The sequence below is a fragment of the Anaerococcus murdochii genome (genome assembly GCF_019957155.1).
GTDB lineage: Bacteria > Bacillota > Clostridia > Tissierellales > Peptoniphilaceae > Anaerococcus > Anaerococcus murdochii.
On record NZ_JAIPME010000002.1, the window covers coordinates 430,074 to 454,610 of the forward strand.

Consider the following 24,537-nt stretch of genomic DNA (forward strand, 5'->3'; position numbering starts at 1 on the left):
TTTTAATATCTACTTTCGTAATTCAGTTTTTTATCACTTTACCGTCCATTTTTATATTTTCAATTTATATTTATGACTAAGAATTTTTATGTAATCACAAAAAAACCACCCTCTTTTGAGGATGGTCTTTATTTAAATTATAATCTAAATAAATCTATAAGCCCACAGCCGCGAATTTTGGGCTTTTATTTATTAAACTAGTTCGATGATTGCGCGTTCTGATCCGTCGCCTCTTCTTGGTCCTAGTTTTAGTACTCTTGTGTATCCACCGTTTCTGTCTTCGTATTCTGGTGCGATTTCAGAAAATAGTTTTTGTACAAGTTTTGGCTCGTAAAGATAGCTTGCTGCTTGTCTTCTTGTGTGAAGTGTGTTTCTCTTACCTAGGGTGATCATCTTTTCAGCCATTTTTTGTGTTTCTTTAGCTCTTGTTAGGGTAGTTTCGATTCTACCGTGTTCAAGTAATGAACCCACTAGGTTTCTAAGCATAGCATCTCTATGGTCTGTTCTTCTACCAAGTTTTCTTTTGCCTGCCATATTTCCTCCTATTCATCTTTTAGGGAAAATCCAAGTTCATGGATTTTATCTATTACTTCAGTTAGTGATTTTTTACCGAAATTTTTGATTGTCTTTAGTTCTGATTCTGGAACTGCTATTATGTCTGCCACAGTGTTGAAGCCTGCTCTTTTTAGACAGTTGAATGATCTTAATGATAGGTCTAGTTCTTCGATTGTTCTATCTAGATCTTCGTTTGTATCTTCTTCAACTATTTCTTCTTCAACTTCAATTTCTTCTGGTGGGAATGTCTTTCCTGGTAGTTCCTTGAAGAATGAGAAGTTGTCGATTAGGATTGATGAGCCTTCTGCTAGGGCTTCTTGTGGAGTTACTGTTCCATTTGTCCATACTTCTATTATTAGCTTATCAAAGTCTGTAGATTCTCCTACCCTGGTGTTTTCAACTGTGAAGTTTACTTTTTCTACTGGGGTGAAGGATGAATCGATAGCGATAGTTCCTATAGGATCTTTTTCATCTTTATTGTCTTCTGATATCCTATAACCATTTCCATTTGTTACATCCATAGCTATTAGTAGCTTACTTTTATCGTTAACTGTAGCTATATAATGGTCTGGATTGGCTATTTCAACTAAGGCATCTTCTTTTATATCTTTGGCTGTTACTATCTTTGGTCCTTCAATTTCTAGAAATAAGGTTACATCTTCGTCTGAATGTTTTTTTACATTTAGGCCTTTGATGTTTAGGATTATTTCTGGAACGTCTTCAACTACTCCATCAATTATAGAAAATTCATGAAGTACTCCATCGATTAGTATTTTTGAGACGCTAGAACCAGGTAAGGATGATAAGAGCACCCTTCTCATGCTGTTTCCAATGGTTGTACCATATCCTCGCTCAAGTGGGTATAGGGCAAATTTACCGTAGTGGTCTTCTTCCCTTATATCCAATATCTCTATATTAGTTTCTATTTTATCGATCATGGTAGCTCCTTAGTTCTAACTATTACTTAATCCTACTTAGAGTAGAACTCTACTATCATACGTTCTTCAACTGGAATGTCTATTTCTTCTCTTGTTGGGAACTTTACTACTTTTACTTTTAGGTTTTCTATGTCGCTATCTAACCATTCAACTACACCAAATGATGCATTTACTTCTTTGATAGCTTTAAATAGTGTGTTTGTTCTAGATTTTTCTCTAACTTCGATTACATCACCTTCTTCAACTAAGTAAGATGGGATGTCTACTTGCTTACCATTTACGAGTAGGTGGCCGTGTGTCACGATTTGTCTTGCTTCTCTTCTTGTTCTAGCAAGGCCTGATCTGAAGGCTATGTTATCTAGTCTTCTTTCACAAAGGATTATAAGTTGTTCACCTGTTTGACCTTTCATTCTGCTAGCTTTGTCGTAGTAGCCTCTAAATTGTTTTTCGCTTACTCCGTAGATGAATTTAGCTTTTTGTTTTTCTCTTTGTTGCATACCATACTCAGATAGTTTGCTTCTTCTTTTTGGAAGAGCTCTATTTGAAGAACCTGTGTATCCTAGGTAGGCTGGAGAAATTCCTAAAGCTCTCGCTCTTTTGTATACTGGATCTTTGCTTACTGCCATAATATCTCCTTAATTAAACTCTTCTTCTCTTTGGTGGTCTACAACCGTTGTGTGGGATTGGTGTTACGTCTTTAATCATTGTAACTTCTAGTCCTGCTGCTTGTAGACTTCTGATTGCTGCTTCTCTTCCTGAACCTGGTCCTTTTACATAAACTTCTACAGTTTTTAGGCCTTGGTCGATTGCAATTTTAGCTGCAGTTTCTGCTGCTTCACCTGCTGCGAATGGAGTAGATTTTCTACTTCCTCTAAAGCCTAGTTGTCCTGCGCTTGCCCAAGAGAGTGCGTTTCCTTGCATATCAGTAAGTGTTACCATTGTATTATTGAATGTTGATGAAATGTGAGCTTGGCCACGTTCAACATTCTTTTTAACTCTTCTTCTACCTTTGGTAGATTTTTTTCCTTTTGGAGCCATCTATTAACCCTTTCTGCTTTTTCTTGTTCTTGCGTTGTTCTTTGTGTTTTGACCTCTTACTGGAAGACCGTTTTTATGTCTAAGTCCTCTATAAGAACCATTTTCTCTAAGTGCTTTGATGTTAAGACTTGTTTCTCTTCTTAGGTCACCTTCGATTGTGTAGTGGTCTAATTGTTCACGGATCTTACCAAGTTCTTCTTCTGTAAGGTCTTTCATCTTTGTATCAGGATTTATTCCTGCTTTTTCTAATATTTCGTTAGCAGTTGCTCTTCCTACACCATAAATATATGTTAGTCCAATTTCTGCTCTTTTTTCTCTAGGTAAATCTATACCAGCTATTCTTGGCATTAAACCCTCCTAACCTTGTCTTTGTTTGTGTTTTGGATTTTCGCAGATTACCATAACTTTACCATTTCTTTTGATAATCTTGCATTTATCACACATTTTTTTAACTGATGCTCTAACTTTCATGTTTGCTCCTAACTTAAGTTTATATCTTATTTTTAGATCTAACTTTTAAAATTAAAGTTAATGTCCTTTGCCTTGGTAATTATTTGCGTCTCCAAGTAATTCTACCTTGGCTAAGATCGTAAGGAGATAGCTCTACAGTTACTGTATCTCCTTCTAATATTCTAATGCTGTTCATACGAAGCTTGCCTGATATGTGAGCTTGTACTTCATGTCCGTTGTCTAGTCTTACCCTAAATATTGCATTAGGCATTGCTTCGACAACTTCTCCTGTAACTTCTATAGCATCTTTTTTTGACATTGATAGAACCTCCTTTATAAATTTTCTAAAATGTCTATTGAACGCTTGTGTTTTATCAACGACTTTGTTCTAGAAATCTTTGTAAGATTCTATCACATCTAATTTTTTCTTAGCATAAATTAGTTTACTTTCCTAATTTATCGTTAAATTCGTTAAAAACTTCTTCTGGAGTTTTAGCGCCATCTATTTTAACTAACTTTCCTGCCTTTTCATAGTATTCTATGAGTGGACTGGTGAAGTCATTATATACTGCAATACGGTTTTTAACTGTTTGTTCATTATCATCATTTCTTTGAATGAGCTTTCCGCCACATTTATCACAAAGGCCTTCTTTTTGAGGCTTATTGTTCATTATGTGGAAGGTTGCTCCACAGTCTTCGCAAACCCTTCTGCCTGTAATTCTTTCAATTAGGATTTCATCATCTACATCAAAATAAACTACCTGGCCTATTTCAGTATTTCTTTCTGCCATTCCCTTATCTAGGGCCTTGGCTTGGTCTAAGTTTCTAGGAAATCCGTCGAATAGTACTATTCTTTCATCCCTATTTTCCACTTTGTCAAAGGCATCCCATACTAGATCAATTGTTAATTCATCTGGCACAAGGTCTCCTCTGTCCATATAAGATTTTGCTTTCATTCCCAGTTCAGTTTTATTTGAGATATTGTATCTGAATATGTCACCTGTTGCTATCTGAACTGCGTCTAATCTGTCTATTATTTTACTTGATAGCGTACCCTTACCAGCTCCTGGTGGGCCTAACAATATTATATTCATTTCTTACCTGTTTAAAAATCCTTTATATTGCTTCATAGTCATCATAGCTTCGATTTGTTTTACAGTTTCAATAATTACACCTACAACGATGATTACTGATGATCCACCAAATGATATTTGTAGTCCTAGGAGTCTGCTTGCTATAGCTGGTACTATGGTTAGTAGGGCTAAGCAAATTGAACCGATGAAGGTTATTCTTGTTGATACAGTTGCTAGGAAATCACTGGTTGGTTTACCAGGTCTAATTCCCGGAACGAAACCACCATTTTGTTGTAGTTGCTTTGCATATTCAACGGTGTTAAATTGGATTTGGTTATAGAAGTATGCGAATACTAGGATAAGTACAGTTTGTACTAATAGATATACCGCGAAACCAAATGTTGATTTGTTGAAAAATGCAGTTAATCCGCTTTCTCCACCATTTCCGAAGAATAGTGATACAGTAGAAGGAATAGCAAGTACTGCTGATGCGAAGATGATTGGCATTACTCCGCCCATGTTTACCTTTACTGGAATATGGGTTGATTGGCCGCCGTACATCTTACGTCCTACTACTCTTTTTGCGTATTGGATTGGGATTTTTCTTTCACCTTCAGATATCATTACTACTGCTATTACTATTAGGACAACTAAAATTGACATAATAGCTATAGCAAGAACGCTTGTAGTATTGTAGTGAAGGCCTTCTTGCCATCTAGAAATGGTTCTTGGGAAGGATGCTATAATACCCATGAAGATTAGTAAACTTGTACCGTTACCAAGTCCCTTTTCTGTCATAGTTTCACCCATCCATGTTACAAACATTGTTCCGCCTATTAGGGTAACATTCATGGCTATCTTTTGGAAGCCTGTTGCACTTGATAGGGCTGCACCGTAAAGGCCGTTTGTAATGGCTATTGCCTGGAATATGGCAAGTACTATTGTCATATACCTGGTGTATTTTTGAATGGTTTTTCTTCCCTGTTCACCCTCACGAGTTAATTCTTCTAACCTTGGTATTACTACAGTTAGTAATTGCATTACGATTGATGCTGTAATGTAAGGTTGAACTCCTAGGGCAAATATTGATAAGGTTGATAGTCCACCACCTGTTAACATATTTAGGTAGTCAACAAGGGTTCCTTCAATGTTTGAATATACGTTTGCTAAGGCCTTTGTATCGATAAAAGGTATTGGAATGTTGTTTCCAAGCCTATATATTACAAGCATCAAGAGGGTGAATCGGAATTTCTTCCTGATTTCTTCTTCCCCTGCTGCTCTTTTAATTATATCTAACATAGCTACTTCTTTCTATTAAGCTTTTTTAGATGGTTTTACCCACTTTTTCACTTCGATAGTTTCTACACTTCCACCTGCTTGTTCGATTTTTTCTACAGCAGATTTTGTGAATTTATGAGCTTTTATTGTTAGTTTCTTTTCTAGTTCGCCATCGCCTAGGATCTTAACTCCAGCTTTAGCTTTGTTTTTCTTTAATAGTTTTGTCTCAAATAATAATTCTGGTGTAACTTCTGTACCATCTTCAAAGACGTTTAAGCTTTCAACATTGATTGTTTCGTAAATCTTTCTGTTGATATTTTTAAAACCTCTTTTAGGTAAGAGTCTGTATAGAGGCATTTGACCACCTTCGAAACCTGGTCTTACTCCTCCACCACTTCTTGAGTTTTGTCCGTCTTGTCCACGACCAGATCTTTTACCTAGTCCTGAACCAGCTCCTCTTCCTTTACGTTTCTTATCTTTTAATTTAACGTTTGGTTGTAAATCATGTAATTTCATTTTACACCTCAGTCTATATTCTTAACTTCAACCATGTGTCTGATTTTGTGAACCATTCCCTTGGTTGCGTCATTATTTTCTTTAACAACTGATTGACCGATTTTTCTAAGGCCAAGCGCTTTTGCTGTTGCGATCTGTCCATCTTTTTTACCGATAAAAGATCTTTTAAGTGTGATTTCAATTCTTGCCATTGTACTCTCCTTAATAGTCAAATTCTTCTACCGATATACCACGAAGTCTTGCAACTTCTTCTACAGTCTTCATGTTGTAAAATGCGTTTATACATGCGTTAATGATATTTCTTGGATTTGATGTACCAAGGTTTTTAGCTTTGATATCCTTGAATCCTGCAAGTTCGCATATAGCACGTACTGGACCACCTGCGATGATTCCTGTACCTTCTACTGCTGGCATTAGTAATACCTTACCTGCACCATCAACTCCTTGAATTCTGTGTGGAATTGTTGTTCCTACTACTGGAACTTCTATCATTTGCTTTTTAGCATTTTCTGTAGCTTTTCTGATTGCTTCTGGTACTTCTGTAGCTTTACCTGTTCCAACACCTACAACACCGTTTGAGTTTCCTACAACTACTAGGGCTGTAAATCTGATGTTACGTCCACCTTTTACAGTTTTAGCAACTCTGTTGATTGCAACTACTCTATCTTCGAGGTTTAGTTTTTCTACTTCACTTTTTAATAAATATTTCATTTTACCAACCTCCTAAAACTTAAGACCAGCTTCTCTTGCTGCTTCTGCTAGTGCTTTGACTTTTCCGTGATATAAATAACCATTTCTATCAAATACAACTTCTTCGATGCCAGCTTCAAGAGCTCTCTTACCTATTGCTGCTCCAACTTTCTTAGCTGTTTCAACGTTAGCGTGTTCGCTTTCTGCTACATCTTTTTGAAGGCTGTTAGCACTTGCAAGTGTTACGCCGTTAACATCGTCAATTAGTTGTGCATAGATGTTTGTGTTTGATTTATAAACTGAAAGTCTTGGTCTTTGAGGAGTTCCTGATATCTTTGCTCTAACTCTTTTTTTACGAGTTATAAGTCTATCGTTTTTATTCTTCTTAGCCATTTATATCTCCTACTTACCTGTCTTACCAACTTTACGTCTTACATGCTCATCAGCGTATCTGATTCCCTTGCCCTTGTATGGTTCAGGTTTTCTCTTAGCTCTGATGTTTGCAGCATGTTGACCTACATGTTGTTTGTTGTATCCCTTAACAATAATAGTTCTATCATTTGGTACTTCAGTTTCGATACCTTCAGGATCTGGCATTGTGATTTGGTGAGAATAACCTAGGTTTAATACTAAGTTCTTACCTTGTTTAGCTGCTCTGTATCCTGTTCCTTCGATTTGAAGTGTTTTTTGATAACCTTCTGATACTCCTACTACCATATTGTGTATTAAAGATCTATAAAGACCGTGGTCAATGTTTTGTTGTTTTGTATAGTTTTCAGGAATTGAAAGGATTAGTTCATTTTCAACTTGTTCAAGTGTAACTCTATCGCTTATTGTTAAGCTATCTTCTCCGTTTTTTCCTTTAACTTTTACATTAAGACCATCTATAGTAACTTCTACTCCAGAAGGTATTACGATTGGTTGTTTACCTATTCTTGACATATATTACTCCTTACCATACGTAACAAATAACTTCGCCGCCTACATTTTCACGTCTTGCAGCACGGTCAGTCATAAGTCCTTTTGATGTCGAAATAATCGCTGTTCCAAGACCATCTAGTACCTTTGGAACTTCATTAGCTTTTACGTAAACTCTAAGACCTGGTTTAGAGATTCTTCTAAGGCCAGAGATTACTTTTTCGCCATTTTCTGTATATTTTAAATCTATTGTAAGAATACCTTGTTTATTGTCTTCTTCTACGTTAAACCCTGTTATAAAGCCTTCATCAAGCAGTATTTGGGCAATAGCTTTTTTCTCATTAGAAGATGGAACAGTAATCTTTTTATGATTAGCTTTGTTACCATTTCTGATTCTTGTTAGCATATCCGCTATTGGATCTGTCATCATAATTATCTTTCCCCCTTAATTACCAGCTTGCTTTTCTTACTCCTGGTATTTGTCCATTATTTGCAAGTTCTCTAAAGCAAATACGGCAAATTCCATATTTTCTTAAGTAGCCGTGTGGTCTTCCACAAAGTTTACATCTTGTATATTCTCTTGTAGAGAATCTTTGTTTTCTTTGTTGTTTAGCTCTTAGTGACTTTTTAGCCATTTTTGCTCCTTCTATTTCCTAAATGGCATTCCCATTAATTCTAAGAATGCTTTTGCTTCTTCATCAGTTTCAGCAGTAGTTACGATTGTAATATCCATTCCGTGGATGAAGTCTACATCGTCATACTTGATTTCAGGGAAGATCAATTGTTCTTTGATACCTAGTGAATAGTTTCCACGGCCATCAAAAGAATTTGGGTTGATACCTCTAAAGTCCCTAACTCTTGGAAGTGAGATTGAGATTAACTTATCTAGGAAGTCATACATCTTTTCTCTTCTAAGGGTAACTTTTGTACCAACTGCTTGACCAGCTCTTAATTTAAAGTTTGCTACTGATTTTTTAGCTTTGATTTCGATTGGTTGTTGACCTGTTATTAGGCTAAGTTCTCTCTTAGCTGCATTTAATAGGTTTTGGTTGTCTTTTGCTTCTCCAAGTCCGATGTTTATAACAATCTTTTCAAGTCTTGGAACTTGCATAACATTTTTATAACCGAACTGTTCGATAAGTTTTTCAACAACTTCGTTTTGATATTTTTCTTTAAGTCTCTGTGTCATAATATCTCCTATTACCTAGTCGAATTTTTCGTCAGTCTTTTTTGATTTACGAATCTTTTTGCCGTCTTCGTAAACAATTCCTGTACGAACACCTTTTTTAAGTTCTTCTGAGTATAGAAGTACATTTGATGCATCAATTGGACCGTTTTGTTCAAGTCTTCCTGACTCACCGCCCATTGTTGTTGCTCTTTGGTGTTTTATTTGCACGTTGGCACCTTCAACTATTACTCTATTTGTCTTTGGGAAAGCTTGTAAAACTTCTCCTACATGTCCTTTATATTCACCTGATATTATTTGGACTTTATCGCCTTTTTTTATATGCATTTTATCCCCCTATAATACTTCCGGTGCTAGTGAGATAATTCTCATGAAACCTTCAGATCTTAGTTCTCTTGTTACTGGACCAAAGATTCTTGTTCCTACTGGTGTTTGGTCGTCTTTGATGATTACTGCTGCGTTATCGTCAAATCTTATTACTGAACCATCAACTCTTTTTAGGCCTCTTTTTGTTCTAACAATAACAGCCTTAACTACTTGACCTTTTTTTACCGCTCCGCCGGGTGTTGCACTTTTTACTGAACAAACAACTACATCACCAATATTGGCATATCTTCTTCTAGTTCCTCCAAGAACTTTGATTACTAAAAGTTCTCTTGCGCCGGAGTTATCTGCTACTCTCATACGAGTTTCTTGTTGTATCATAATAATCTCCTTATTAATTAAACAATTTCTGCCGCTTGGCTAATGCGTACTAGTCTCCATCTTTTTGTTTTAGATAGGGCTCTTGTTTCCATTATTACTACTTTATCGCCAACTTTAGCTTCATTTTTCTCATCATGAGCTTTGTATTTTTTACTTCTAACTATTTTCTTTTTGTACACTGGGTGGCTAATGATATCTTCAACAAGAACTGTTATAGTCTTATCCATTGCGTCAGATACTACCACGCCTTGGCGCACGTTTCTTCTATTTCTTTCCATTGAGATTAAGCCTCCTTGCCCGCTTCAATCTTTCTTTCTGTTTGGATAGTCTTAACTCTAGCTATATCTTTCTTAACAGTTCCTATAGCTGCTGGGTTTTCTAACTGACCTGTGGCAAGCCTAAAACGAAGATTGAAAAGCTCATTTTGTAAATCAAATAGTTGTTTATCTAGATCTTTGTCTGATAAATTTCTAATTTCTGCTATTTTCATCCTTATTCCTCCGAACCTGTTACTTCAAGTCTTTGGATGAATTTTGTCTTGATTGGAAGTTTTTGTGCAGCAAGTCTCATCGCTTCTCTTGCTACCTCTTCACTAACACCACTCATCTCAAATAGTACTCTACCTGGTTTGATTACGGCTACCCAGTATTCTGGTGCACCTTTACCAGAACCCATTCTTACCTCTGCAGGCTTTTTAGATACTGGTTTGTCTGGAAATACTTTTATCCAAATATTTCCGCCTCTTTTTATATATCTTGTCATCGCACGACGAGCAGCCTCGATTTGGTTTGCTGTCATCCAGCAAGCTTCTAGAGCTTGTAAGCCATACTCACCATAAGCAAGTTGGTTACCTCTATTAGCATTACCCTTCATTCTGCCTCTATGTTGTCTACGATATTTTACTCTTTTAGGCATTAACATAAATAATACTCTCCTGATTCTTTAAGACTAATTTTGTCCCTGATTATTTCTGTTTGGACGTCTATTATTTCTTTTCTTTCTTCTGTTATTTTGTGGAGCAGCTAGTTTTGGTTCTCTTTCAGCTTTTTCTCCTGGAAGAACTTCACCTTTGTAGATCCAAACTTTGCATCCGATTTTACCGTATTCTGTGTCTGCTTCTGCAAAACCGTAGTCAATATTTGCTCTTAGTGTTTGAAGTGGAATTGTACCTTCTGAGTATCCTTCACTTCTTGCCATATCTGCTCCGCCAACTCTTCCTGAAACCATAGTTTTAATACCCTTAGCTCCAGCTCTCATTGTTCTTTGGATAGATTGTTTCATGGCACGTCTAAATGCAATTCTGTTTTCTAGTTGGTTAGCAATATTTTCAGCAACTAGTTGGGCAGATAAATCTTGGTATTTGATTTCTTCAACGTTGATGATGATTCTTTTGCCTGGAGCGATTTTTTCAATCTTAGCTTTTAGTTCTTCAACTCCAACACCACCTCTACCGATTACCATTCCTGGTTTTCCTGTGAAGATTGTAATCTTTAGGTTGTTTACTGCTCTTTCAATTTCAATATCTGCAATTCCAGCTTCAAAAGCTGTCTTTTTGATAAATTCTCTTATCTTTACGTCTTCTACTAGAAGGTCAGAAAAGTCTTTTTTATCAGCGAACCATTTGGAGTCCCAATCTCTGATTACGCCTACTCTATATCCTTTAGGGTTTACTTTTTGTCCCATATTAATCCTACCTTTCCTCTATATCCGCTAACACTACGCCGATATGACTTGATCTTTTTAATATTGGGTATGCAGCACCCTTAGCTTTAGGTCTGTATCTTTTCATAGTTGGAGCATCATTTGCGTATGCTTTTTCTACGTATAGATCTTCTCTGTCAAGTCCGTCGTTGTTTTCAGCATTGGCAATGGCACTTTTTAGTACTTCTTCAAGTAGTCTTGCACCTTTCTTGTTAGTAAATCTTAAGATGTTTAGTGCTTCGTCTACTTGTTTGCCTCTGATTTCTCTTGCTATATAGTTAACTTTTAGAGGAGATATTCTTTGATATTTAGCTATTGCTTGTACTTTCATTTATCTCTCCTAACGCATTTTGCTTTTCATTTCAGTTGCCTTTTTAGCGTGGCCTCTGAATGTTCTTGTTGGCACAAATTCGCCAAGTTTATGACCTACCATATCTTCTGTGATATAGATTGGAACGTGTTTTCTTCCGTCATGAACTGCTATTGTGTGTTCTACAAATTCAGGGAATATTGTAGAACGTCTTGACCATGTTCTAATTACTTTCTTTTCATTTTTTTCATTTAATTCGTCTATTTTCTTCATTAAATGATCATCGACAAATGGTCCCTTTTTAAGTGATCTAGCCATTATATCCCCCTATTTTTCGTTTCTTCTTCTTACGATGTATGCAGAAGATTGTTTTTTCTTATTTCTAGTCTTAACACCGATAGCTTTCTTGCCCCATGGTGTCATTGGAGCTGGTCTACCAATTGGTGCTCTACCTTCACCACCACCGTGTGGATGGTCTACTGGGTTCATTACTGATCCTCTTACGTGAGGTCTCTTGCCTTTATATCTAGATTTACCTGCTTTACCAACTCTTATAAGTTCGTGTTCAGAATTTCCTACTGTACCGATAGTTGCTTTGCAGTTTAAGTGTACCATTCTCATTTCACCGCTTGGTAGTCTTAGTGTAGCAAATCCGCCTTCTTTAGCCATAAGTTGTGCGCCAACTCCGGCACTTCTTACAAGTATAGCTCCACGGCCTGCTCTAAGTTCTACTGCGTGTACTGTTGTACCTACTGGAATGTCTTTTAGTTCAAGAGCGTTACCTGGTTTGATATCAGCATGTTCGCCAGATTCGATTACATCGCCTACTTTTAATCCTTTTGGAGCTAGGATATATCTTTTTTCACCATCAGCATATGCTACTAGTGCGATATATGCGCTTCTGTTTGGATCGTATTCGATTGTTTGTACTCTTGCTGGAATATTATCTTTATCTCTTTTGAAGTCGATAATTCTATATCTTCTCTTAACTCCGCCGCCACGGAATCTTACTGTTGTTCTACCTGTATTGTTTCTACCAGCCTTGCTTTTAAGGTCTGTAGTTAGTGCCTTGTATGGCTTTGCTGTAGTAACTTCTTCAAAGGTACTTACTGACATATTTCTATGTCCGTTTGATGTTGGTTTTAATTTTCTAATAGCCATCTAAGTCCTCCTTATAGTCCGTCGAAGTATTCAATAGCTTGGCTATCTTCTGTTAGTTCAACGATAGCTTTTTTCCAGTCAGCTCTTTTACCATAACCATATCTGGTTCTAACTTTTTTACCTTTATAGTTCATGGTTCTTACTGATTTAACTTTTACGCCATCAAAGATTGCTTCTACTGCAGCTTTGATTTCTGGTTTATTAGCGTTTTTGTCTACTTCAAAAGTATATTTGTGTTCATCAAGCATTTCCATGCTTTTTTCTGTGATTATTGGTCTTTTGATTATTTGATAAGGTGCTTTCATTAGATAAATACCTCCTGAAGTTTAGCAATAGCGTCTTGTGTTATTACTAACTTGTCGTGTCTTACTAAATCATAAACATTTATTAATCTAGCTTCAGCTACTTCTACACCTTCGATGTTTCTAAATGATCTATATACTAATTCGTCTTTTTCAGCTGTTACTACATATGCTTTTCTGTCAGCATTTAAGGCTGTAAGTGCTGCTTTAGCTTCTTTTGTTTTAGCATTAGCTAGCTCTAGGCTATCTACTACTATTAACTCATTATCATTAAGTTTAGATGTAAGTACTGAGTAAAGTGCTTTTCTTCTTAATTTCTTTGCTAGTCTGTAGCTGTAGTCTCTTGGCTTTGGTGCAAATACAACACCACCACCTGTGTAGTGTGGAGCTCTTATAGAACCTTGACGAGCACGTCCTGTTCCTTTTTGTCTGAATGGCTTTCTTCCACCACCACGTACTTCAGCACGAGTCTTAGCTGATTGTGTACCTTGTCTTTTATTTGCTAGTTGGTTTTTGATTACTTCGTAAACTGCGTGTTCGCTTACTTTTGTAGCGAAGATTATTTCGTTTAGTTCAAGTTCGCCAACATTTTCTCCCTTAATATTTAAAATATTTACTTTAGGCATTTTATCCTCCTTAGTCTAGGCTTTTAATAGCTTGTTTAACTTCAACAAGTCCACCTTTAGGTCCTGGTACTCCGCCTTTTACTAAGATGTAGCTATCTTCAGCGTTAACTTTTACTAGCTTAACATTTTGGATAGTTACACGATCGTGTCCCATTTTTCCTGAACCTTTTCTACCCTTGAATACTCTTGATGGGTCAGAACCTGCTGCTCTAGCACCTGCTACTCTGTGAGATTTTGAACCGTGGCTTGCAGGACCTCTTCCGTAGTTCCATCTTTTGATAGCACCTTGAGTTCCCTTACCCTTTGAAATAGCAACTATATCTACTAGTTGGCCTTCTTCAAAGATGTCAACTGTGATTTTATCACCAGCTTTTAATTCGGTTTCTTCTTCACCAAGGTTGATTTCTTTTAGGTATCTCTTGTATGAAGCACCTGCCTTATCAAAGTGACCTCTGATTGGCTTTTTAACGTTCTTTTCTTTCTTGTCAACCGTTCCTACTTGGATAGCGTTGTATCCGTCTACGTCTTTTGTCTTAACTTGAACAACTACGTTCTCGTCAGCTTTTAGAACAGTAACAGGAGTAATAACTCCGTCTTCGTCGATGACTTGAGTCATGCCTACTTTTGTTGTAAATATACTCTTCATGAGTCCTCCTTAATTACAGCGGATTGATCAATCTAGTTAATCCTTATTAACCTTTAACCGTCAATCATCCTAATTACAGTTATAATTTAATCTCTATATCAACACCAGCTGGAAGATTTAACTTCTTTAGCGCATCTAATGTCTTAGCATTAGGTCCGATGATGTCGATAAGTCTTTTGTGAGTTCTTTGTTCAAACTGTTCTCTGGAATCTTTGTATTTGTGAACCGCTCTAAGAATTGTAATTCTTTCGATTTCTGTTGGTAATGGAATTGGTCCACTTACTTCTGCTCCGCTTCTTTTTACCGCTTCTACGATTTTCTCTGCTGAGCTATCGATAACTTCGTGATCGTAAGCTCTAAGTCTGATTCTTATCTTTTGTTGATTAGCCATTTTCCTCTCTCTTTCTTTTACGCCCGTCCGGGCGTTTGATAATTTTTGGAAATCGCTTAGGATTATTCCTAAGCTCGCTCTGTCAGAGTTTCCTTATGCATTGGCCTATACATAAGCAACATCTAACTTCAAAGCACTTATATATAATACGACAATTAAGCGTATTTCGCAAGTTTTTTTCTAGGTTTTACAATTCTTTTTATTTATTAATGAAAAAAAATAAAACACTAGTAAAAAACTCTGCTACTAAATATACCGGCTAGGATTTACTTTTCAAGTTATATACAAATATTTTTTATTATTCATTCCCTTCTTTATATATAGGATTAATGTGCTTATATTTTAAATATCTTAATATTGCCAATAAATTTTTTCTATGTTATGATTTTATTAACTTACATAAGGAGGTAATTATGAAAAACAAATTATTGCTATTGCTTTTAAGCGCTTCTATTTTAGCGTCTTGTCAAAATGACAATGCTGATAAAAAAGAAGAAGTTAAAAGCGAAGAAAATTCTCAAGAAAATTCTGAACAAAAACAACCAACTACCGATATAGCTTACAAAGAAGGCGAATACAAAGCTGTTGCCCAAGGTGTTGACGGTGATGTTGAAGTCATTGTTAAGCTTGGCAAGGATAAGATAGAGTCAATTGAAATCGGCGAGGAAAATGAAACAAGTGGTATTTGCGAAGCTGTCTATGAGACTATTCCTAAAGCTATAGTTGATAACCAATCTTTAGCAATCGACAATGTTTCCGGCGCAACAATCACATCTGCAGCTGTAAAAACTGCAGCAGCCAAGGCTATAGAAGAAGGATCATCAAAGGAAGTTGTTGATGCCCTTAAGAAAGCCCTCGTTCCTGTTGATGTAAAAGATGAAGAATTTGACTACGACGTAGTTGTAGCAGGTGGTGGTTTTAGCGGAATTGTATCTGCTTACAGAGCTGCTAGCAATGGTGCAAAAGTTGCCCTTATCGAAAAGAACGGCCTTCTAGGCGGTACATCAATCACAGCAAGTGGTAATATGCTTGCCGCTCCAACAGAAGCTGACAAGGAAACAATGAAAACAGGCTGGCTAAACAGGTCTTGGGCCCAAGATCTAAACCCAATCGACATGGAGATGCTTGATGCCCTTATAGATGTTTCACCAAAATTAATGCAAGTTTATGATGAAATCGGCGTCGATTACAGGACTGAACCAAGCGAAAAAGATGGGTCTATTACTGTAAAAATTAACCCAAATGAAAAATCTAAGAAAAACGCAGAAGCAATCACCATCCCATCTAAAAAAGCAAATGCCAAGGGTGCACCAAACCTTATCACAACCTTTGTTAAAAAATTAGAGGATTTGGGAGTTGATATTTACATAAATACTCCAGCTACAGAATTGATAAATGATGACGGAGTTATCAAAGGAGTAATTTCTGATTCTAAGACCGGCAAGAAAACCTTCAACGCTGACGCAGTAGTCCTTGCAACAGGCGACTACGCAAGAAACCCTGAAATGGATAAGGAATACAACAAGAGGGGTGCTGGTGAATATTCTGCATCTGCTATAGGCAACACCGGAGATGGCCACAAACTTGCCCTAGAAGCAGGTGGTGTAATGAACCCATTCCAAGAATCAATGTCAGGTGTATTTAACGCCAACCCACACGACTATCCAATGGTAGGCGATCCTACAAATGGTTATCCATTTGAAGCTATCCTTCTTAATATGGAAGGCAAAAGAGTATTCAAGGAAGACGGCGGTTCCCACCCACAAAAATTTGAATTCGTAAGAGAAGACGGACAAAATACTGCTTGGGCAATTATGGATAGCGAAATCGCTCCAAACCTTCCTCACTTGGAAGAATACCTAGAAAAAACTGCCAACAATGACAAAATTATCAGAGTTTACAAGGCAGATACTATTGAAGAATTAGCCAAGTTAATGGAACTTGACCCAGAAGTAGTCAAGAAAGAAGTAGACAGATACAACGAACTAGCCAAGGCTGGAGAAGATACAGACTTCGGTAAAGACCCTAAATTCCTCAAAGAATTTAAGGCAGAAGGTCCTTACTACGCGGCTTTGATGTACGATGCAACCCGTGGTGTTTTCGGCGGAATCAAAACCTCTCCAAGGGCTGAAGTTGTAGACAAAGATGGCCATGCAATCCCTGGACTTTATGCATCTGGTGTAATCTCATCAGGTCAATTCTTTGGTGACTTCTACCCAGGTAGACAAGCTATAGGTGTTGCAGGCTATATGGGTTATATAGCAGGTGAAAATGCAAGTGCCTTTGCAGATGAAAGTGTTGCAAATGACTTTGCAGATAAAGGCGATAAAAAATAAAAATAATTATGCAGTAAAATTAAAATACCCTCTTTGCACGAAAGCAAGGAGGGTATTTTTGTTAATGCAAGTAAACCAATGCCACGAGGTCATTCCGACAGATAGTTTACTTCGAGCAAAGTCGAGAAGATAGGAGGGATCTCACAAATTACAATTATTTAATTCTCTTTAGCAAATTATTTTCTTATATCTCCTATTTACCAAACATATGACCTATCTCTTTATAACCTATAAAATTTATTTGCTCTTATAAAATTTCATCCAAAGGCTAGCCGCAAGTGGAACTAAAAGCGAAGTCATAATCACAACAGTCCCCAATTGGGCGGAAGCCAAACTTTCATAAGGCTTCCAAGAAGGATCAAGATTAGCCACAAGGGTCGGTACAATAACAGAATTGCCTGCAGCTGTATAGGTCGAAATCGCAGCCCAACCCGGTCTCTTGTTGATAAAAATATCTGCCGGCAATGAAATAACAAAGGCAGCTCCAACAGTAAGAATTGATAAAACCAAACCTGGCAAACCACCCTTAAAGATAGACATTATATTAATCCCAGCCCCAATAGCAAAACCTAAAAAAGGCATGATATACATTTGGGTAGCTGCTAAAAATTCACAAAAATTTTTATCAATATTACCAAGAACAATCCCAACAAGCAAGGGTAGACACAAATCTAAAATCGAAGTTGGAGTAATATCTGCAATCCCAAGCATAGACAGGGTCAAAAAAGTAAAAATCGGCACAGATATTATTGCAGTAATAGCCGCACTCGCCACATCATATTCATCCCCATAATCAGAAATAAGGCCAATAAAAAGTGCATTGTTATGGTTAGAAATCGCCGCTATAAAAGCAAGAGCAGAAATCCCAAGAAATCCATCTCTACCAAAAGATTTAAAAAATAAAAATCCCAAAACAATAGCAGTAAGCCATTTTGCCAAAAATAAAACTAGCCCCCTCTTAAGGGCAAGCTCAAGCCTCTTAAAAGTAAGCTGGCTACCAACAGCAACCAGAGTCACATCAATCAAAGCATTAAGACCTTCCTTGCTAGAAATAGCCGCCGTCATGGGCCCAACCTGTAAAAACCCAGGAACAAAAGTATTCAAAATAGAAGCCAAAAACATAGGCGCCACAATAATCCCCGCCGGCACCCTCTTAAAAAATCTAGAAATCATAATCCCCTCCGTGATAGGGTTATTATACCTAAGTATAAAAATACAGTTAATTTTTTTATTAAAACACTAAATGAGCATTTGCAATTGTACATATATTAAATATTAAAAAAGATTCAACAACCATGTACTTAATAAAAATAATCATTAAAAATAAGGCTGAAATAGACCCAATTTTCTAGATAACTATCTAATATCTTTAAACCCAATTCGATAACCGACTTTAAAGTATTAATACTATATATTATATTTTTCAAAGATCTTGAGTTTATATAATAATATTTTTTCTAAATATTTTGTTTATGTTCAATACAATTGAACTTGATAATACAAGAATCATACCAATAATTCGATAAACCGTGAATTGTTCTTTTAAGAAAATTACAGAAAGAATTGATGCAAATATTGGTATGAATAACCTATATATTCCAAATTCACTAGCTGAATGATATCTTAGAACCATTGTCCATATTGTAAATGCTGCAGCAGAAAGGATTGATGAATAAACCAATAAGATAAGACCTTTATTTGTAAATGTAAGGCTGCCGTGCTTGGTAGTAATCCCAATTAAAATCAATACAATAGAGCCAATTATAAATTGAAATCCTGTTAATAGATAAGAATTTTGATTCTGTCCATATTTTCTAACCAAAACACTGCATAGAGCGTTTACAGTTGTAGCCATAATTATAAAGCCTTCACCTGTAAGCTTGAAGTTCGTATCGCTTAGCCCTCCACCAATATTCGTGATAATAATTCCTACCGTTCCTAATACAAGTGATAAAATAAGTCTTTTGCTCACCTTATCTCCTGGAATCAAAATTAATGAAATTAATACCACTATAAAAGAGTTAGACGCCTCGATTATAGCTGATTTAACACCCAAAGTATTAGATAAACCTATATAGAAAAAGATATAATGAATGCAAGTTTGTAATATTCCTAATAACAAGATAAATTTCCAATCTAGCTTAGCATTTTCAATATCTTCTTTATTAAATATTTTAGCAAATAATAGGGTAATTATACCCGCCATCAAAAATCTAATACCTGCTACAAATATTTTTAGACCAGTGTCATTCACAGGAACTGCTAACTCCTCATATGTTATTTTTATTGTAGGGGTTGCAGAGCCCCACAAAAACATTGCAATGATAGTAAATATTATTGCTTTTCTTTTATCTTTAAGCAATTTTGCCTCCTTTTACATTACAAATGACAATTTTAACATACAATACTTATTATTTAATAAATCTAAATATTGTTAATTATATTTATTATTAAGAATCAAACTTTATTCTTTAATTAAATTAGCATTATTAATTTAAGATGCTCGATATTCAAAACCATAATTATCATCTTGATGCCCGTATTTACCTTACTTTAATTCTCATCTATTACCAAAACGCTATCTTAATACATATAAGAGTATAATTTATATGCTATATAAATATTTATTTCTATTTTTTAAACGGCTTACACTTATAACGATAAATTCGTTTAATTATTTACATTCCAGCTAAATTTGTTATTATTCTTATTAAGCATAAAAAGCCATTTGTTAAACTGAATATTACATAAAAAAATATAATATATACGTTTCAAATGGCCTTTATTTAAAGCAATTATTTTTCTTAAGTTTTACATTAATAACTATTTAAATATCAGTTGACACTCAATTAAAAGTAAGAACTATTTTTATAGCTTTTGTATCATTACTAGAAAATTCATCAAATGCTTTCTGATAATCTTCAGCTTTATATACATGCGTTACAAATTTATCTATTAAATTTCTTTTCTCCTTTATATAGGAAACAACCTTAGGGAATTTATTATTTTGAAGTCTACTTCCTAATATATCCATTTCTTTTTTATTTAAAGAAGCGTAATTGATAGCTATATCTTCATTACCAAATGCTAAAGGAACAAACCTAGAAGCTGCAGATAAATTTCTTAAGCCTTCCCTGATCACGCTATTAATGCCTGTTGTATCTATATATACATTAGCTCCTTCACTAGATATTTCCTTAATTCTGTCAGATAAATTATCATTGTTAGGATCCACAAGATAATCTGCACCAAACTCTTTAGCTATTTCCAATCTATATTTATTGGTTTCAGAAACTATAACTTTAGCACCTTTATCTTTTGCTATATTAATAACTAGCAAACCAATTGGTCCAGCTCCTGTTACCAGCACTAAATCATCTTCTAATAATTGTGCCCTATCTGTGCACTCCTCAGCTATAGTAAATGGTTCTGCAACAACAGCGCTTTCAAACGGTATACTACTATCCACCTTGTGAAGCTTACTTTTATCAACTACCATATATTCACAAAAACCACCGTCAATGTGTACCCCATAAACTTTTAATTCTTCACATACATTATGTCTACCATGTCTACAAGCATAACACTCACCACAATATTCAATTGGTTCTAAAACAACTCTATCTCCTAGGGATAAGTCTTTTACATTTTTCCCTATTTCATGTACTTCCCCAGCAACTTCATGCCCTATTATTCTAGGATAAGTAACAAAAGGGTTGTTTCCTTTATATATGGCAACATCAGACCCACAAATACCGAACGCTCTAACTTTTATTAATACATCATCATCAGAATTAATTGTTGGTTTTTCAACATCAACCATCCTTATATCATTCTTTTCAAATACTCTTATCGCTTTCATTATTTATAAATTACCTGCCAATTCCCTTACTTGTTTTAGGTACATATCATCAACTTCTATACCATTCTCTAGATTGCGCTTTTCTCTATATAATAGACCTTGTCCTGGGAATCTAACTGAATCAGTAGATTTATTGTCTATTTCTTCAACTTTTCCTTTAACATTATTTATTATTGATTCGTTAGTATCTGCATCAGATAATAGCCTTGGGTTTATAGCGATAAATAATTGTGAACAACCTGTACAATTCCAAGAATTTTCTTTATCCATATCATAAGTTGTTCTACCTTCACTAATTACAGAGGTTAATAAATCTACACATAATGCTAACCCAGAACCTTTCCAATATCCTATAGGAAGAAACCTTCCGCTTTCTAAGATTTTTTCTGGATCATCAGTAAGAACACCATCAGAATCAAATCCACCAGGATAAGGTAGATTTTTATTAAGATTTTTTAGTGTATCTACTTTTCCATAAGAATATTGACTTAGTGCCATATCCAATATAATATTTCCAGATTTTGAAGGAATAGATATGCATACTGGATTATTACCTACACTTTTCTCATTGCTTCCCCACAACGGCATCAATGACTCAGTATTAGTAAATAATAAACCTATGTATCCATTATCAGCAATAATTTCACCATATGTTCCAGCTCTCATCCAATGTGTGGTATTTTTAACAGCAACAAGACCAATACCATTTTCTTTTGCTAACTCACAAGCTCTTTCACTGGCTTTTATTGCATTTATAACTCCAAACCCAAGATTTCCATCATATCTTTCAATAGCCCCAGAAGATTTGACAAGTTGTAAATCTCCATTGATATCCACTAAATCCTCATGAATAAAATCTACCAATCTTGGAATTCTATTTAAACCATGTGATCCAACACCTTTTAAGCTTGAATCAGCATGGATTTTAGCCATAAGATTCGCCCTCTTATTATCAACTCCGTTGTTCTCTAATGCTTTAGCTATCAATTCTTTTAATTCATTATACTTAATATTCATTTTTTCTCCTTTAATTATAATAATCCAGAAATTGTTGGTAAAAATAGTGATATTTGAGGTATGAATGTTACCAATAATAAAGAAATCACTATTACCACAAAATATGGTATCATATCTTTAATTACACTTTCTATTGTTACTCCTCCTACCTTACAACCTGTGAATAATACTGTTCCTACTGGTGGAGTTATTATACCAACAGCCAGGTTCATACAGATAATTATACCAAAGTGTACTGGATTTACTCCAAGAGAAGTTACTATTGGTAAAAGTATTGGAGTGAATATTAGTATTGCAGGTGTAGCATCCATAAATGTTCCTACAATAAGTAGAATTATGTTCATTAACAATAATATTAAATATTTATTGCTTGTTAATCCTAATACAGCATTAGCTATCATGTCAGGAATTTCTGTGAAGGCCATTGCCCAACTCATAATTGATGATACACCAATCATAAATGTGATGATACCCGTTGTGACTGCTGATTGAAGAATTATTCTTGGTAAGTCTGAAACTTTTATTGATTTATATAAGAATGATAGGATTAATGAGTAGACTACTGATATTGCTGAGGCTTCTGTCGCAGTGAATACACCTTTCATAATACCACCAACAATAATAACTATTAGTAATAATGAAGGGACTGCTTGCCATAATACTTTAAGTTTTTCTTTACCAGTTAGGGTTACTTCATTAACATAACCTCTTTTTTTAGCTTCTCTACTAGCTAGTATAATACATCCTAAGCCCCAGATTAAACCTGGTATGTAACCAGCTAAGAATAGGGCTGCTATTGATACACTACCTGCAACAGTTGAAAATACAATCATTGTATTTGATGGAGGGATTAGAGTTCCTGTTGGAGCTGATGCAACGTTGGCTGCTACAGAATAATTTGGATCATATCCTTCTTCTTTTTGGATAGGTCCCATTGTTCCACCAATAGCTGCTGCTGCAGCTGCTGCAGAACCAGAAATTGCACCGAAAAACATATTTGCTATTATGTTTGTAATGGCAAGTGCTCCTGGTCTTTTCCCTGCTAAAACCTTAGCAGCATTTACTAGCCTAATTGCAATACCACCATTGTTCATTATATTTCCCGCTAAAACGAAAAAAGGTATCGCTATGAGGGAGAATGAGTTCGAACCTGCAAATACTCTTTGTGCACTTGTGGCAAAAGCAATATCTGCTGGCGTAATAATTAGCATAGATATGGCAGAAGAAAATCCTATAGAAACAGCTATTGGAACTCCTATTGCTAAAAATAAAACTATTAATCCTAGCATTGTTAATGCTATCTGTGTTATTTGACCCATTATTTTTCCTTTCTAATCAATGATTGCTGAATCTTCAACAATCTCTTCGCCTTTAGCATACAAAGCGATATTGTAAATACTGTAAAAAATTATTAATATTCCAGCTATTGGTATACATGAGTAAATGTATCCTGTAGGGATATTTAAAATTGAATCAAACTGTAGCATGTTTAGTGTAGATACCTTTATGCCCCCATATATTAAAACCAATATCGAAAATGCAATTGTTATTAATTCTATCGCTATATTGACTTTTTGTTTTACTGATTCTGGCATTTTTTCTTTTAAGTAACCTATATTTATATGATCTTTTTGCCCAAATACATAAGCTGATGAATATAAAATCAACCAAACAAATAAGTATCTTGCTAAAGTTTCACTGTAAGCGCTAGGTTTAGAAAAGACGTATCTTACTACAACTTGATAAGTAGTTAAAATCACCATCAAGCTGAACAGTATCACACAAAACCAGCCTAATATTTTATCAAGTTTTAATTTTATATTATTCATCAGTCATCCTCTCTTAATTCATTTATCTTCTTATATATCTCTCTAGTTATGTCAGATTCGTTTGCTAAACTTTCTGTAAGAGGAGATACCATTTCTCTAAATTTTTCTACATCAGGATATGAGAATTTTACTCCTTTTGATTCTACTATTTTCTTAGCTTCTTCTATTTTTTCTTTAAATTTCTCAAACTCATATGTAGATGACTCAAGAACTAATTCATCAAATATTTTTTTATCTTCATCACTTAAAGAATCTAAAAATTCATTACTGCCTATTAAGACATCAGGAAGTACAATATGCTTTGTGTAGGAGTAATATGGTGATACTTCATAATTTTTAAAGTCATTATATACTAACTCAGAATTTTCAGCAGCATCCACCACACCCTGTTGTAGTGCAGTATAAACTTCTGATTGTGCCATTGTAGCACCCGAGCCTCCCATTAGTTCTGTCATTTTTATATAGCTTGGACTATCTGAAACTCTTATTATCATGCCTTTTAAATCTTCTACACTTTCTATAGGCTTTTTAGCGTATACGTTTCTTTCACCAGCGGTATATACTGTTAAAGGTTTAAATCCGTATATTTTTGTTTCTTCGAATAGTTTATCAAACACACCTGCTCTTACGGCTCTTTCCATATGATCTATATCTTGATAAAGATATGGAGCTCCTATAATTGCAAAGTCTTTATTGTAAGTTTCTGGTATTCCACTTGGAACCATGGCCATTTGTAACGCTCCAGTTCTTACAAATTCTGCTACTTCTGATTGCGATCCTAAGACACCATTAGGATAAATTTTCATCTTATATCTACCATCGGTGGCTTTTTCAAACTTTTCTCCTAATTGTTTTACCGCCAAGTATTGAGGGTGTTCTGTGTTTTGGTTAAATGCCACTCTTATTATTTGAACATCTTTATTCTCCACCTTAGATGCTCCGCATCCTGCTAGGAAAAATATTGATAGAATAGCCATTAACAGTGAAAGTCTCTTTTTCATTTTTACTC

Annotated in this window: 38 protein-coding genes; 1 reads left to right on the forward strand and 37 read right to left on the reverse strand. The window is 35.3% G+C overall.

What is annotated here, in order from left to right; genetic code table 11:
- Positions 1–192: 192 nt before the first annotated feature.
- From rplQ to rpsJ, 30 genes are all read right to left on the reverse strand, one after another.
- Positions 193–534: a 50S ribosomal protein L17 gene (rplQ, locus tag K8P03_RS02345; RefSeq protein ID WP_223418025.1), complete on the reverse strand. Its 342-nt coding sequence runs from the start codon at positions 532–534 to the stop codon at positions 193–195.
- An 8-nt stretch (positions 535–542) separates the two neighbouring features.
- Positions 543–1,493 carry a DNA-directed RNA polymerase subunit alpha gene (locus K8P03_RS02350; protein WP_223418026.1) on the reverse strand — a complete coding sequence of 317 codons (951 nt, stop codon included), beginning with the start codon at positions 1,491–1,493 and terminating at the stop codon, positions 543–545.
- A gap of 32 nt (positions 1,494–1,525) precedes the next feature.
- On the reverse strand, positions 1,526–2,119 hold the full coding sequence (gene rpsD, locus K8P03_RS02355) for a 30S ribosomal protein S4 (protein ID WP_223418027.1): 594 nt from the start codon (positions 2,117–2,119) through the stop codon (positions 1,526–1,528).
- Positions 2,120–2,132: 13 nt separating this feature from the next.
- The gene (gene rpsK, locus K8P03_RS02360) at positions 2,133–2,531 is read right to left on the reverse strand and encodes a 30S ribosomal protein S11 (protein WP_004826876.1); all 399 of its coding nucleotides are present in this window, start codon (positions 2,529–2,531) and stop codon (positions 2,133–2,135) included.
- Between the two features lie 3 nt (positions 2,532–2,534).
- A complete protein-coding gene (rpsM, locus tag K8P03_RS02365) occupies positions 2,535–2,879 on the reverse strand; it encodes a 30S ribosomal protein S13 (RefSeq protein WP_223418028.1) in 345 nt (114 codons plus the stop codon).
- A gap of 9 nt (positions 2,880–2,888) precedes the next feature.
- Positions 2,889–3,002, reverse strand: coding sequence for a 50S ribosomal protein L36 (gene rpmJ / locus K8P03_RS02370; protein ID WP_004818043.1), 114 nt, complete (start codon positions 3,000–3,002; stop codon positions 2,889–2,891).
- 79 nt (positions 3,003–3,081) lie between these two features.
- Complete coding sequence (infA, locus tag K8P03_RS02375) at positions 3,082–3,300, reverse strand: translation initiation factor IF-1 (protein ID WP_223418029.1); 219 nt, start codon at positions 3,298–3,300, stop codon at positions 3,082–3,084.
- Positions 3,301–3,424: 124 nt separating this feature from the next.
- Positions 3,425–4,075, reverse strand: a complete 651-nt coding sequence (locus K8P03_RS02380) for an adenylate kinase (protein ID WP_223418031.1) — start codon at positions 4,073–4,075, stop codon at positions 3,425–3,427.
- A gap of 3 nt (positions 4,076–4,078) precedes the next feature.
- Positions 4,079–5,353 (reverse strand): preprotein translocase subunit SecY, encoded by a 1,275-nt coding sequence (secY, locus tag K8P03_RS02385; RefSeq protein ID WP_223418033.1) that lies wholly within the window; start codon positions 5,351–5,353, stop codon positions 4,079–4,081.
- Between the two features lie 15 nt (positions 5,354–5,368).
- Positions 5,369–5,848 carry a 50S ribosomal protein L15 gene (rplO, locus tag K8P03_RS02390; RefSeq protein ID WP_223418034.1) on the reverse strand — a complete coding sequence of 160 codons (480 nt, stop codon included), beginning with the start codon at positions 5,846–5,848 and terminating at the stop codon, positions 5,369–5,371.
- Between the two features lie 8 nt (positions 5,849–5,856).
- On the reverse strand, positions 5,857–6,039 hold the full coding sequence (gene rpmD / locus K8P03_RS02395) for a 50S ribosomal protein L30 (RefSeq protein ID WP_223418035.1): 183 nt from the start codon (positions 6,037–6,039) through the stop codon (positions 5,857–5,859).
- A 10-nt stretch (positions 6,040–6,049) separates the two neighbouring features.
- Positions 6,050–6,559: a 30S ribosomal protein S5 gene (gene rpsE / locus K8P03_RS02400; RefSeq protein ID WP_223418036.1), complete on the reverse strand. Its 510-nt coding sequence runs from the start codon at positions 6,557–6,559 to the stop codon at positions 6,050–6,052.
- A 12-nt stretch (positions 6,560–6,571) separates the two neighbouring features.
- On the reverse strand, positions 6,572–6,931 hold the full coding sequence (gene rplR / locus K8P03_RS02405; protein WP_223418037.1) for a 50S ribosomal protein L18: 360 nt from the start codon (positions 6,929–6,931) through the stop codon (positions 6,572–6,574).
- Positions 6,932–6,940: 9 nt separating this feature from the next.
- Complete coding sequence (rplF, locus tag K8P03_RS02410; RefSeq protein ID WP_223418038.1) at positions 6,941–7,480, reverse strand: 50S ribosomal protein L6; 540 nt, start codon at positions 7,478–7,480, stop codon at positions 6,941–6,943.
- Between the two features lie 10 nt (positions 7,481–7,490).
- Entirely contained in the window at positions 7,491–7,886 is a 396-nt protein-coding gene (gene rpsH / locus K8P03_RS02415) for a 30S ribosomal protein S8 (protein WP_209773442.1), read from the reverse strand.
- Positions 7,887–7,905: 19 nt separating this feature from the next.
- Positions 7,906–8,091 carry a type Z 30S ribosomal protein S14 gene (locus K8P03_RS02420; protein WP_223418039.1) on the reverse strand — a complete coding sequence of 62 codons (186 nt, stop codon included), beginning with the start codon at positions 8,089–8,091 and terminating at the stop codon, positions 7,906–7,908.
- Between the two features lie 11 nt (positions 8,092–8,102).
- Positions 8,103–8,645 carry a 50S ribosomal protein L5 gene (rplE, locus tag K8P03_RS02425; protein WP_223418041.1) on the reverse strand — a complete coding sequence of 181 codons (543 nt, stop codon included), beginning with the start codon at positions 8,643–8,645 and terminating at the stop codon, positions 8,103–8,105.
- A gap of 15 nt (positions 8,646–8,660) precedes the next feature.
- Complete coding sequence (gene rplX, locus K8P03_RS02430) at positions 8,661–8,969, reverse strand: 50S ribosomal protein L24 (protein WP_223418042.1); 309 nt, start codon at positions 8,967–8,969, stop codon at positions 8,661–8,663.
- Positions 8,970–8,978: 9 nt separating this feature from the next.
- Positions 8,979–9,347, reverse strand: a complete 369-nt coding sequence (gene rplN, locus K8P03_RS02435; RefSeq protein WP_209773450.1) for a 50S ribosomal protein L14 — start codon at positions 9,345–9,347, stop codon at positions 8,979–8,981.
- Between the two features lie 17 nt (positions 9,348–9,364).
- Positions 9,365–9,625, reverse strand: coding sequence for a 30S ribosomal protein S17 (gene rpsQ / locus K8P03_RS02440; RefSeq protein WP_223418043.1), 261 nt, complete (start codon positions 9,623–9,625; stop codon positions 9,365–9,367).
- Between the two features lie 5 nt (positions 9,626–9,630).
- Positions 9,631–9,837 (reverse strand): 50S ribosomal protein L29, encoded by a 207-nt coding sequence (gene rpmC, locus K8P03_RS02445; RefSeq protein ID WP_004826892.1) that lies wholly within the window; start codon positions 9,835–9,837, stop codon positions 9,631–9,633.
- A gap of 2 nt (positions 9,838–9,839) precedes the next feature.
- Positions 9,840–10,268, reverse strand: coding sequence for a 50S ribosomal protein L16 (gene rplP, locus K8P03_RS02450; protein WP_223418044.1), 429 nt, complete (start codon positions 10,266–10,268; stop codon positions 9,840–9,842).
- Between the two features lie 27 nt (positions 10,269–10,295).
- Complete coding sequence (gene rpsC, locus K8P03_RS02455; RefSeq protein WP_223418045.1) at positions 10,296–11,030, reverse strand: 30S ribosomal protein S3; 735 nt, start codon at positions 11,028–11,030, stop codon at positions 10,296–10,298.
- A 7-nt stretch (positions 11,031–11,037) separates the two neighbouring features.
- Positions 11,038–11,379 carry a 50S ribosomal protein L22 gene (gene rplV / locus K8P03_RS02460; protein WP_223418046.1) on the reverse strand — a complete coding sequence of 114 codons (342 nt, stop codon included), beginning with the start codon at positions 11,377–11,379 and terminating at the stop codon, positions 11,038–11,040.
- Positions 11,380–11,388: 9 nt separating this feature from the next.
- Positions 11,389–11,676 carry a 30S ribosomal protein S19 gene (gene rpsS / locus K8P03_RS02465; RefSeq protein WP_004826896.1) on the reverse strand — a complete coding sequence of 96 codons (288 nt, stop codon included), beginning with the start codon at positions 11,674–11,676 and terminating at the stop codon, positions 11,389–11,391.
- Between the two features lie 9 nt (positions 11,677–11,685).
- Positions 11,686–12,519, reverse strand: a complete 834-nt coding sequence (gene rplB / locus K8P03_RS02470) for a 50S ribosomal protein L2 (protein ID WP_223418047.1) — start codon at positions 12,517–12,519, stop codon at positions 11,686–11,688.
- Positions 12,520–12,530: 11 nt separating this feature from the next.
- Positions 12,531–12,824 (reverse strand): 50S ribosomal protein L23, encoded by a 294-nt coding sequence (rplW, locus tag K8P03_RS02475; protein ID WP_223418049.1) that lies wholly within the window; start codon positions 12,822–12,824, stop codon positions 12,531–12,533.
- Entirely contained in the window at positions 12,824–13,447 is a 624-nt protein-coding gene (gene rplD / locus K8P03_RS02480; protein ID WP_223418051.1) for a 50S ribosomal protein L4, read from the reverse strand. Before rplD ends, rplW begins: the two co-directional genes overlap by 1 nt.
- Positions 13,448–13,457: 10 nt before the next feature.
- Positions 13,458–14,093, reverse strand: coding sequence for a 50S ribosomal protein L3 (gene rplC, locus K8P03_RS02485; RefSeq protein WP_223418053.1), 636 nt, complete (start codon positions 14,091–14,093; stop codon positions 13,458–13,460).
- Between the two features lie 79 nt (positions 14,094–14,172).
- Positions 14,173–14,484, reverse strand: a complete 312-nt coding sequence (gene rpsJ, locus K8P03_RS02490) for a 30S ribosomal protein S10 (RefSeq protein ID WP_004826901.1) — start codon at positions 14,482–14,484, stop codon at positions 14,173–14,175.
- Positions 14,485–14,897: 413 nt separating this feature from the next.
- Here rpsJ and K8P03_RS02495 point away from each other — a divergent pair, with 413 nt between their 5' ends.
- On the forward strand, positions 14,898–16,820 hold the full coding sequence (locus K8P03_RS02495) for an FAD-dependent oxidoreductase (protein WP_223418056.1): 1,923 nt from the start codon (positions 14,898–14,900) through the stop codon (positions 16,818–16,820).
- A gap of 237 nt (positions 16,821–17,057) precedes the next feature.
- Here the strand turns inward: K8P03_RS02495 and K8P03_RS02500 are convergent, their stop codons facing one another.
- From K8P03_RS02500 to K8P03_RS02530, 7 genes are all read right to left on the reverse strand, one after another.
- A complete protein-coding gene (locus tag K8P03_RS02500; protein ID WP_223418058.1) occupies positions 17,058–17,993 on the reverse strand; it encodes a 2-keto-3-deoxygluconate permease in 936 nt (311 codons plus the stop codon).
- A 265-nt stretch (positions 17,994–18,258) separates the two neighbouring features.
- Positions 18,259–19,182 (reverse strand): DMT family transporter, encoded by a 924-nt coding sequence (locus K8P03_RS02505; protein ID WP_223418061.1) that lies wholly within the window; start codon positions 19,180–19,182, stop codon positions 18,259–18,261.
- Positions 19,183–19,665: 483 nt separating this feature from the next.
- On the reverse strand, positions 19,666–20,682 hold the full coding sequence (locus K8P03_RS02510; protein ID WP_223418063.1) for a zinc-binding alcohol dehydrogenase family protein: 1,017 nt from the start codon (positions 20,680–20,682) through the stop codon (positions 19,666–19,668).
- 3 nt (positions 20,683–20,685) lie between these two features.
- Positions 20,686–21,699, reverse strand: coding sequence for a 3-dehydro-L-gulonate 2-dehydrogenase (gene yiaK / locus K8P03_RS02515; protein WP_223418065.1), 1,014 nt, complete (start codon positions 21,697–21,699; stop codon positions 20,686–20,688).
- A gap of 14 nt (positions 21,700–21,713) precedes the next feature.
- Positions 21,714–23,018, reverse strand: coding sequence for a TRAP transporter large permease (locus K8P03_RS02520; RefSeq protein ID WP_223418067.1), 1,305 nt, complete (start codon positions 23,016–23,018; stop codon positions 21,714–21,716).
- A 12-nt stretch (positions 23,019–23,030) separates the two neighbouring features.
- Positions 23,031–23,528: a TRAP transporter small permease gene (locus K8P03_RS02525; RefSeq protein ID WP_223418069.1), complete on the reverse strand. Its 498-nt coding sequence runs from the start codon at positions 23,526–23,528 to the stop codon at positions 23,031–23,033.
- Positions 23,528–24,529 (reverse strand): TRAP transporter substrate-binding protein, encoded by a 1,002-nt coding sequence (locus K8P03_RS02530; RefSeq protein WP_223418071.1) that lies wholly within the window; start codon positions 24,527–24,529, stop codon positions 23,528–23,530. The genes K8P03_RS02525 and K8P03_RS02530 overlap by 1 nt, the downstream gene beginning before the upstream one ends.
- Between the last annotated feature and the right edge of the window lie 8 nt (positions 24,530–24,537).

Excerpts from the sequence above, each read along its gene's own strand:
- rplV (WP_223418046.1), bottom strand. The coding sequence starts at position 11,379 with ATGAAAGTACAAGCAATAGCTAAATATCAAAGAATATCTCCTCTAAAA.
- rpsC (WP_223418045.1), bottom strand. The coding sequence starts at position 11,030 with ATGGGACAAAAAGTAAACCCTAAAGGATATAGAGTAGGCGTAATCAGA.
- K8P03_RS02420 (WP_223418039.1), bottom strand. The coding sequence starts at position 8,091 with ATGGCTAAAAAGTCACTAAGAGCTAAACAACAAAGAAAACAAAGATTC.
- rplO (WP_223418034.1), bottom strand. The coding sequence starts at position 5,848 with ATGAAATTACATGATTTACAACCAAACGTTAAATTAAAAGATAAGAAA.
- rpsE (WP_223418036.1), bottom strand. The coding sequence starts at position 6,559 with ATGAAATATTTATTAAAAAGTGAAGTAGAAAAACTAAACCTCGAAGAT.
- rplN (WP_209773450.1), bottom strand. The coding sequence starts at position 9,347 with ATGATACAACAAGAAACTCGTATGAGAGTAGCAGATAACTCCGGCGCA.
- K8P03_RS02500 (WP_223418058.1), bottom strand. The coding sequence starts at position 17,993 with ATGATTTCTAGATTTTTTAAGAGGGTGCCGGCGGGGATTATTGTGGCG.
- rplQ (WP_223418025.1), bottom strand. The coding sequence starts at position 534 with ATGGCAGGCAAAAGAAAACTTGGTAGAAGAACAGACCATAGAGATGCT.
- rplP (WP_223418044.1), bottom strand. The coding sequence starts at position 10,268 with ATGTTAATGCCTAAAAGAGTAAAATATCGTAGACAACATAGAGGCAGA.
- rpsS (WP_004826896.1), bottom strand. The coding sequence starts at position 11,676 with ATGGCTAGATCACTTAAAAAGGGACCATTTGTCGATGATCATTTAATG.
- rpsD (WP_223418027.1), bottom strand. The coding sequence starts at position 2,119 with ATGGCAGTAAGCAAAGATCCAGTATACAAAAGAGCGAGAGCTTTAGGA.
- rplX (WP_223418042.1), bottom strand. The coding sequence starts at position 8,969 with ATGCATATAAAAAAAGGCGATAAAGTCCAAATAATATCAGGTGAATAT.
- K8P03_RS02380 (WP_223418031.1), bottom strand. The coding sequence starts at position 4,075 with ATGAATATAATATTGTTAGGCCCACCAGGAGCTGGTAAGGGTACGCTA.
- K8P03_RS02350 (WP_223418026.1), bottom strand. The coding sequence starts at position 1,493 with ATGATCGATAAAATAGAAACTAATATAGAGATATTGGATATAAGGGAA.
- yiaK (WP_223418065.1), bottom strand. The coding sequence starts at position 21,699 with ATGAATATTAAGTATAATGAATTAAAAGAATTGATAGCTAAAGCATTA.
- K8P03_RS02510 (WP_223418063.1), bottom strand. The coding sequence starts at position 20,682 with ATGAAAGCGATAAGAGTATTTGAAAAGAATGATATAAGGATGGTTGAT.
- rplB (WP_223418047.1), bottom strand. The coding sequence starts at position 12,519 with ATGGCTATTAGAAAATTAAAACCAACATCAAACGGACATAGAAATATG.
- infA (WP_223418029.1), bottom strand. The coding sequence starts at position 3,300 with ATGTCAAAAAAAGATGCTATAGAAGTTACAGGAGAAGTTGTCGAAGCA.
- K8P03_RS02525 (WP_223418069.1), bottom strand. The coding sequence starts at position 23,528 with ATGAATAATATAAAATTAAAACTTGATAAAATATTAGGCTGGTTTTGT.
- rplE (WP_223418041.1), bottom strand. The coding sequence starts at position 8,645 with ATGACACAGAGACTTAAAGAAAAATATCAAAACGAAGTTGTTGAAAAA.
- rpmC (WP_004826892.1), bottom strand. The coding sequence starts at position 9,837 with ATGAAAATAGCAGAAATTAGAAATTTATCAGACAAAGATCTAGATAAA.
- rpsK (WP_004826876.1), bottom strand. The coding sequence starts at position 2,531 with ATGGCTCCAAAAGGAAAAAAATCTACCAAAGGTAGAAGAAGAGTTAAA.
- rpsM (WP_223418028.1), bottom strand. The coding sequence starts at position 2,879 with ATGCCAAGAATAGCTGGTATAGATTTACCTAGAGAAAAAAGAGCAGAA.
- K8P03_RS02520 (WP_223418067.1), bottom strand. The coding sequence starts at position 23,018 with ATGGGTCAAATAACACAGATAGCATTAACAATGCTAGGATTAATAGTT.
- rpmJ (WP_004818043.1), bottom strand. The coding sequence starts at position 3,002 with ATGAAAGTTAGAGCATCAGTTAAAAAAATGTGTGATAAATGCAAGATT.
- rplR (WP_223418037.1), bottom strand. The coding sequence starts at position 6,931 with ATGGCTAAGAAGAATAAAAACGATAGACTTATAACTCGTAAAAAAAGA.
- rplF (WP_223418038.1), bottom strand. The coding sequence starts at position 7,480 with ATGTCAAGAATAGGTAAACAACCAATCGTAATACCTTCTGGAGTAGAA.
- rpmD (WP_223418035.1), bottom strand. The coding sequence starts at position 6,039 with ATGGCAAGAATTGAAATCACACTTAAAAGATCTTTTATCGGTAAAAAA.
- rplD (WP_223418051.1), bottom strand. The coding sequence starts at position 13,447 with ATGCCTAAAGTAAATATTTTAAATATTAAGGGAGAAAATGTTGGCGAA.
- rpsJ (WP_004826901.1), bottom strand. The coding sequence starts at position 14,484 with ATGGCTAATCAACAAAAGATAAGAATCAGACTTAGAGCTTACGATCAC.
- rplW (WP_223418049.1), bottom strand. The coding sequence starts at position 12,824 with ATGAAAGCACCTTATCAAATAATCAAAAGACCAATAATCACAGAAAAA.
- rpsQ (WP_223418043.1), bottom strand. The coding sequence starts at position 9,625 with ATGGAAAGAAATAGAAGAAACGTGCGCCAAGGCGTGGTAGTATCTGAC.
- rplC (WP_223418053.1), bottom strand. The coding sequence starts at position 14,093 with ATGAAGAGTATATTTACAACAAAAGTAGGCATGACTCAAGTCATCGAC.
- rpsH (WP_209773442.1), bottom strand. The coding sequence starts at position 7,886 with ATGATGACAGATCCAATAGCGGATATGCTAACAAGAATCAGAAATGGT.
- K8P03_RS02530 (WP_223418071.1), bottom strand. The coding sequence starts at position 24,529 with ATGAAAAAGAGACTTTCACTGTTAATGGCTATTCTATCAATATTTTTC.
- secY (WP_223418033.1), bottom strand. The coding sequence starts at position 5,353 with ATGTTAGATATAATTAAAAGAGCAGCAGGGGAAGAAGAAATCAGGAAG.
- K8P03_RS02495 (WP_223418056.1), top strand. The coding sequence starts at position 14,898 with ATGAAAAACAAATTATTGCTATTGCTTTTAAGCGCTTCTATTTTAGCG.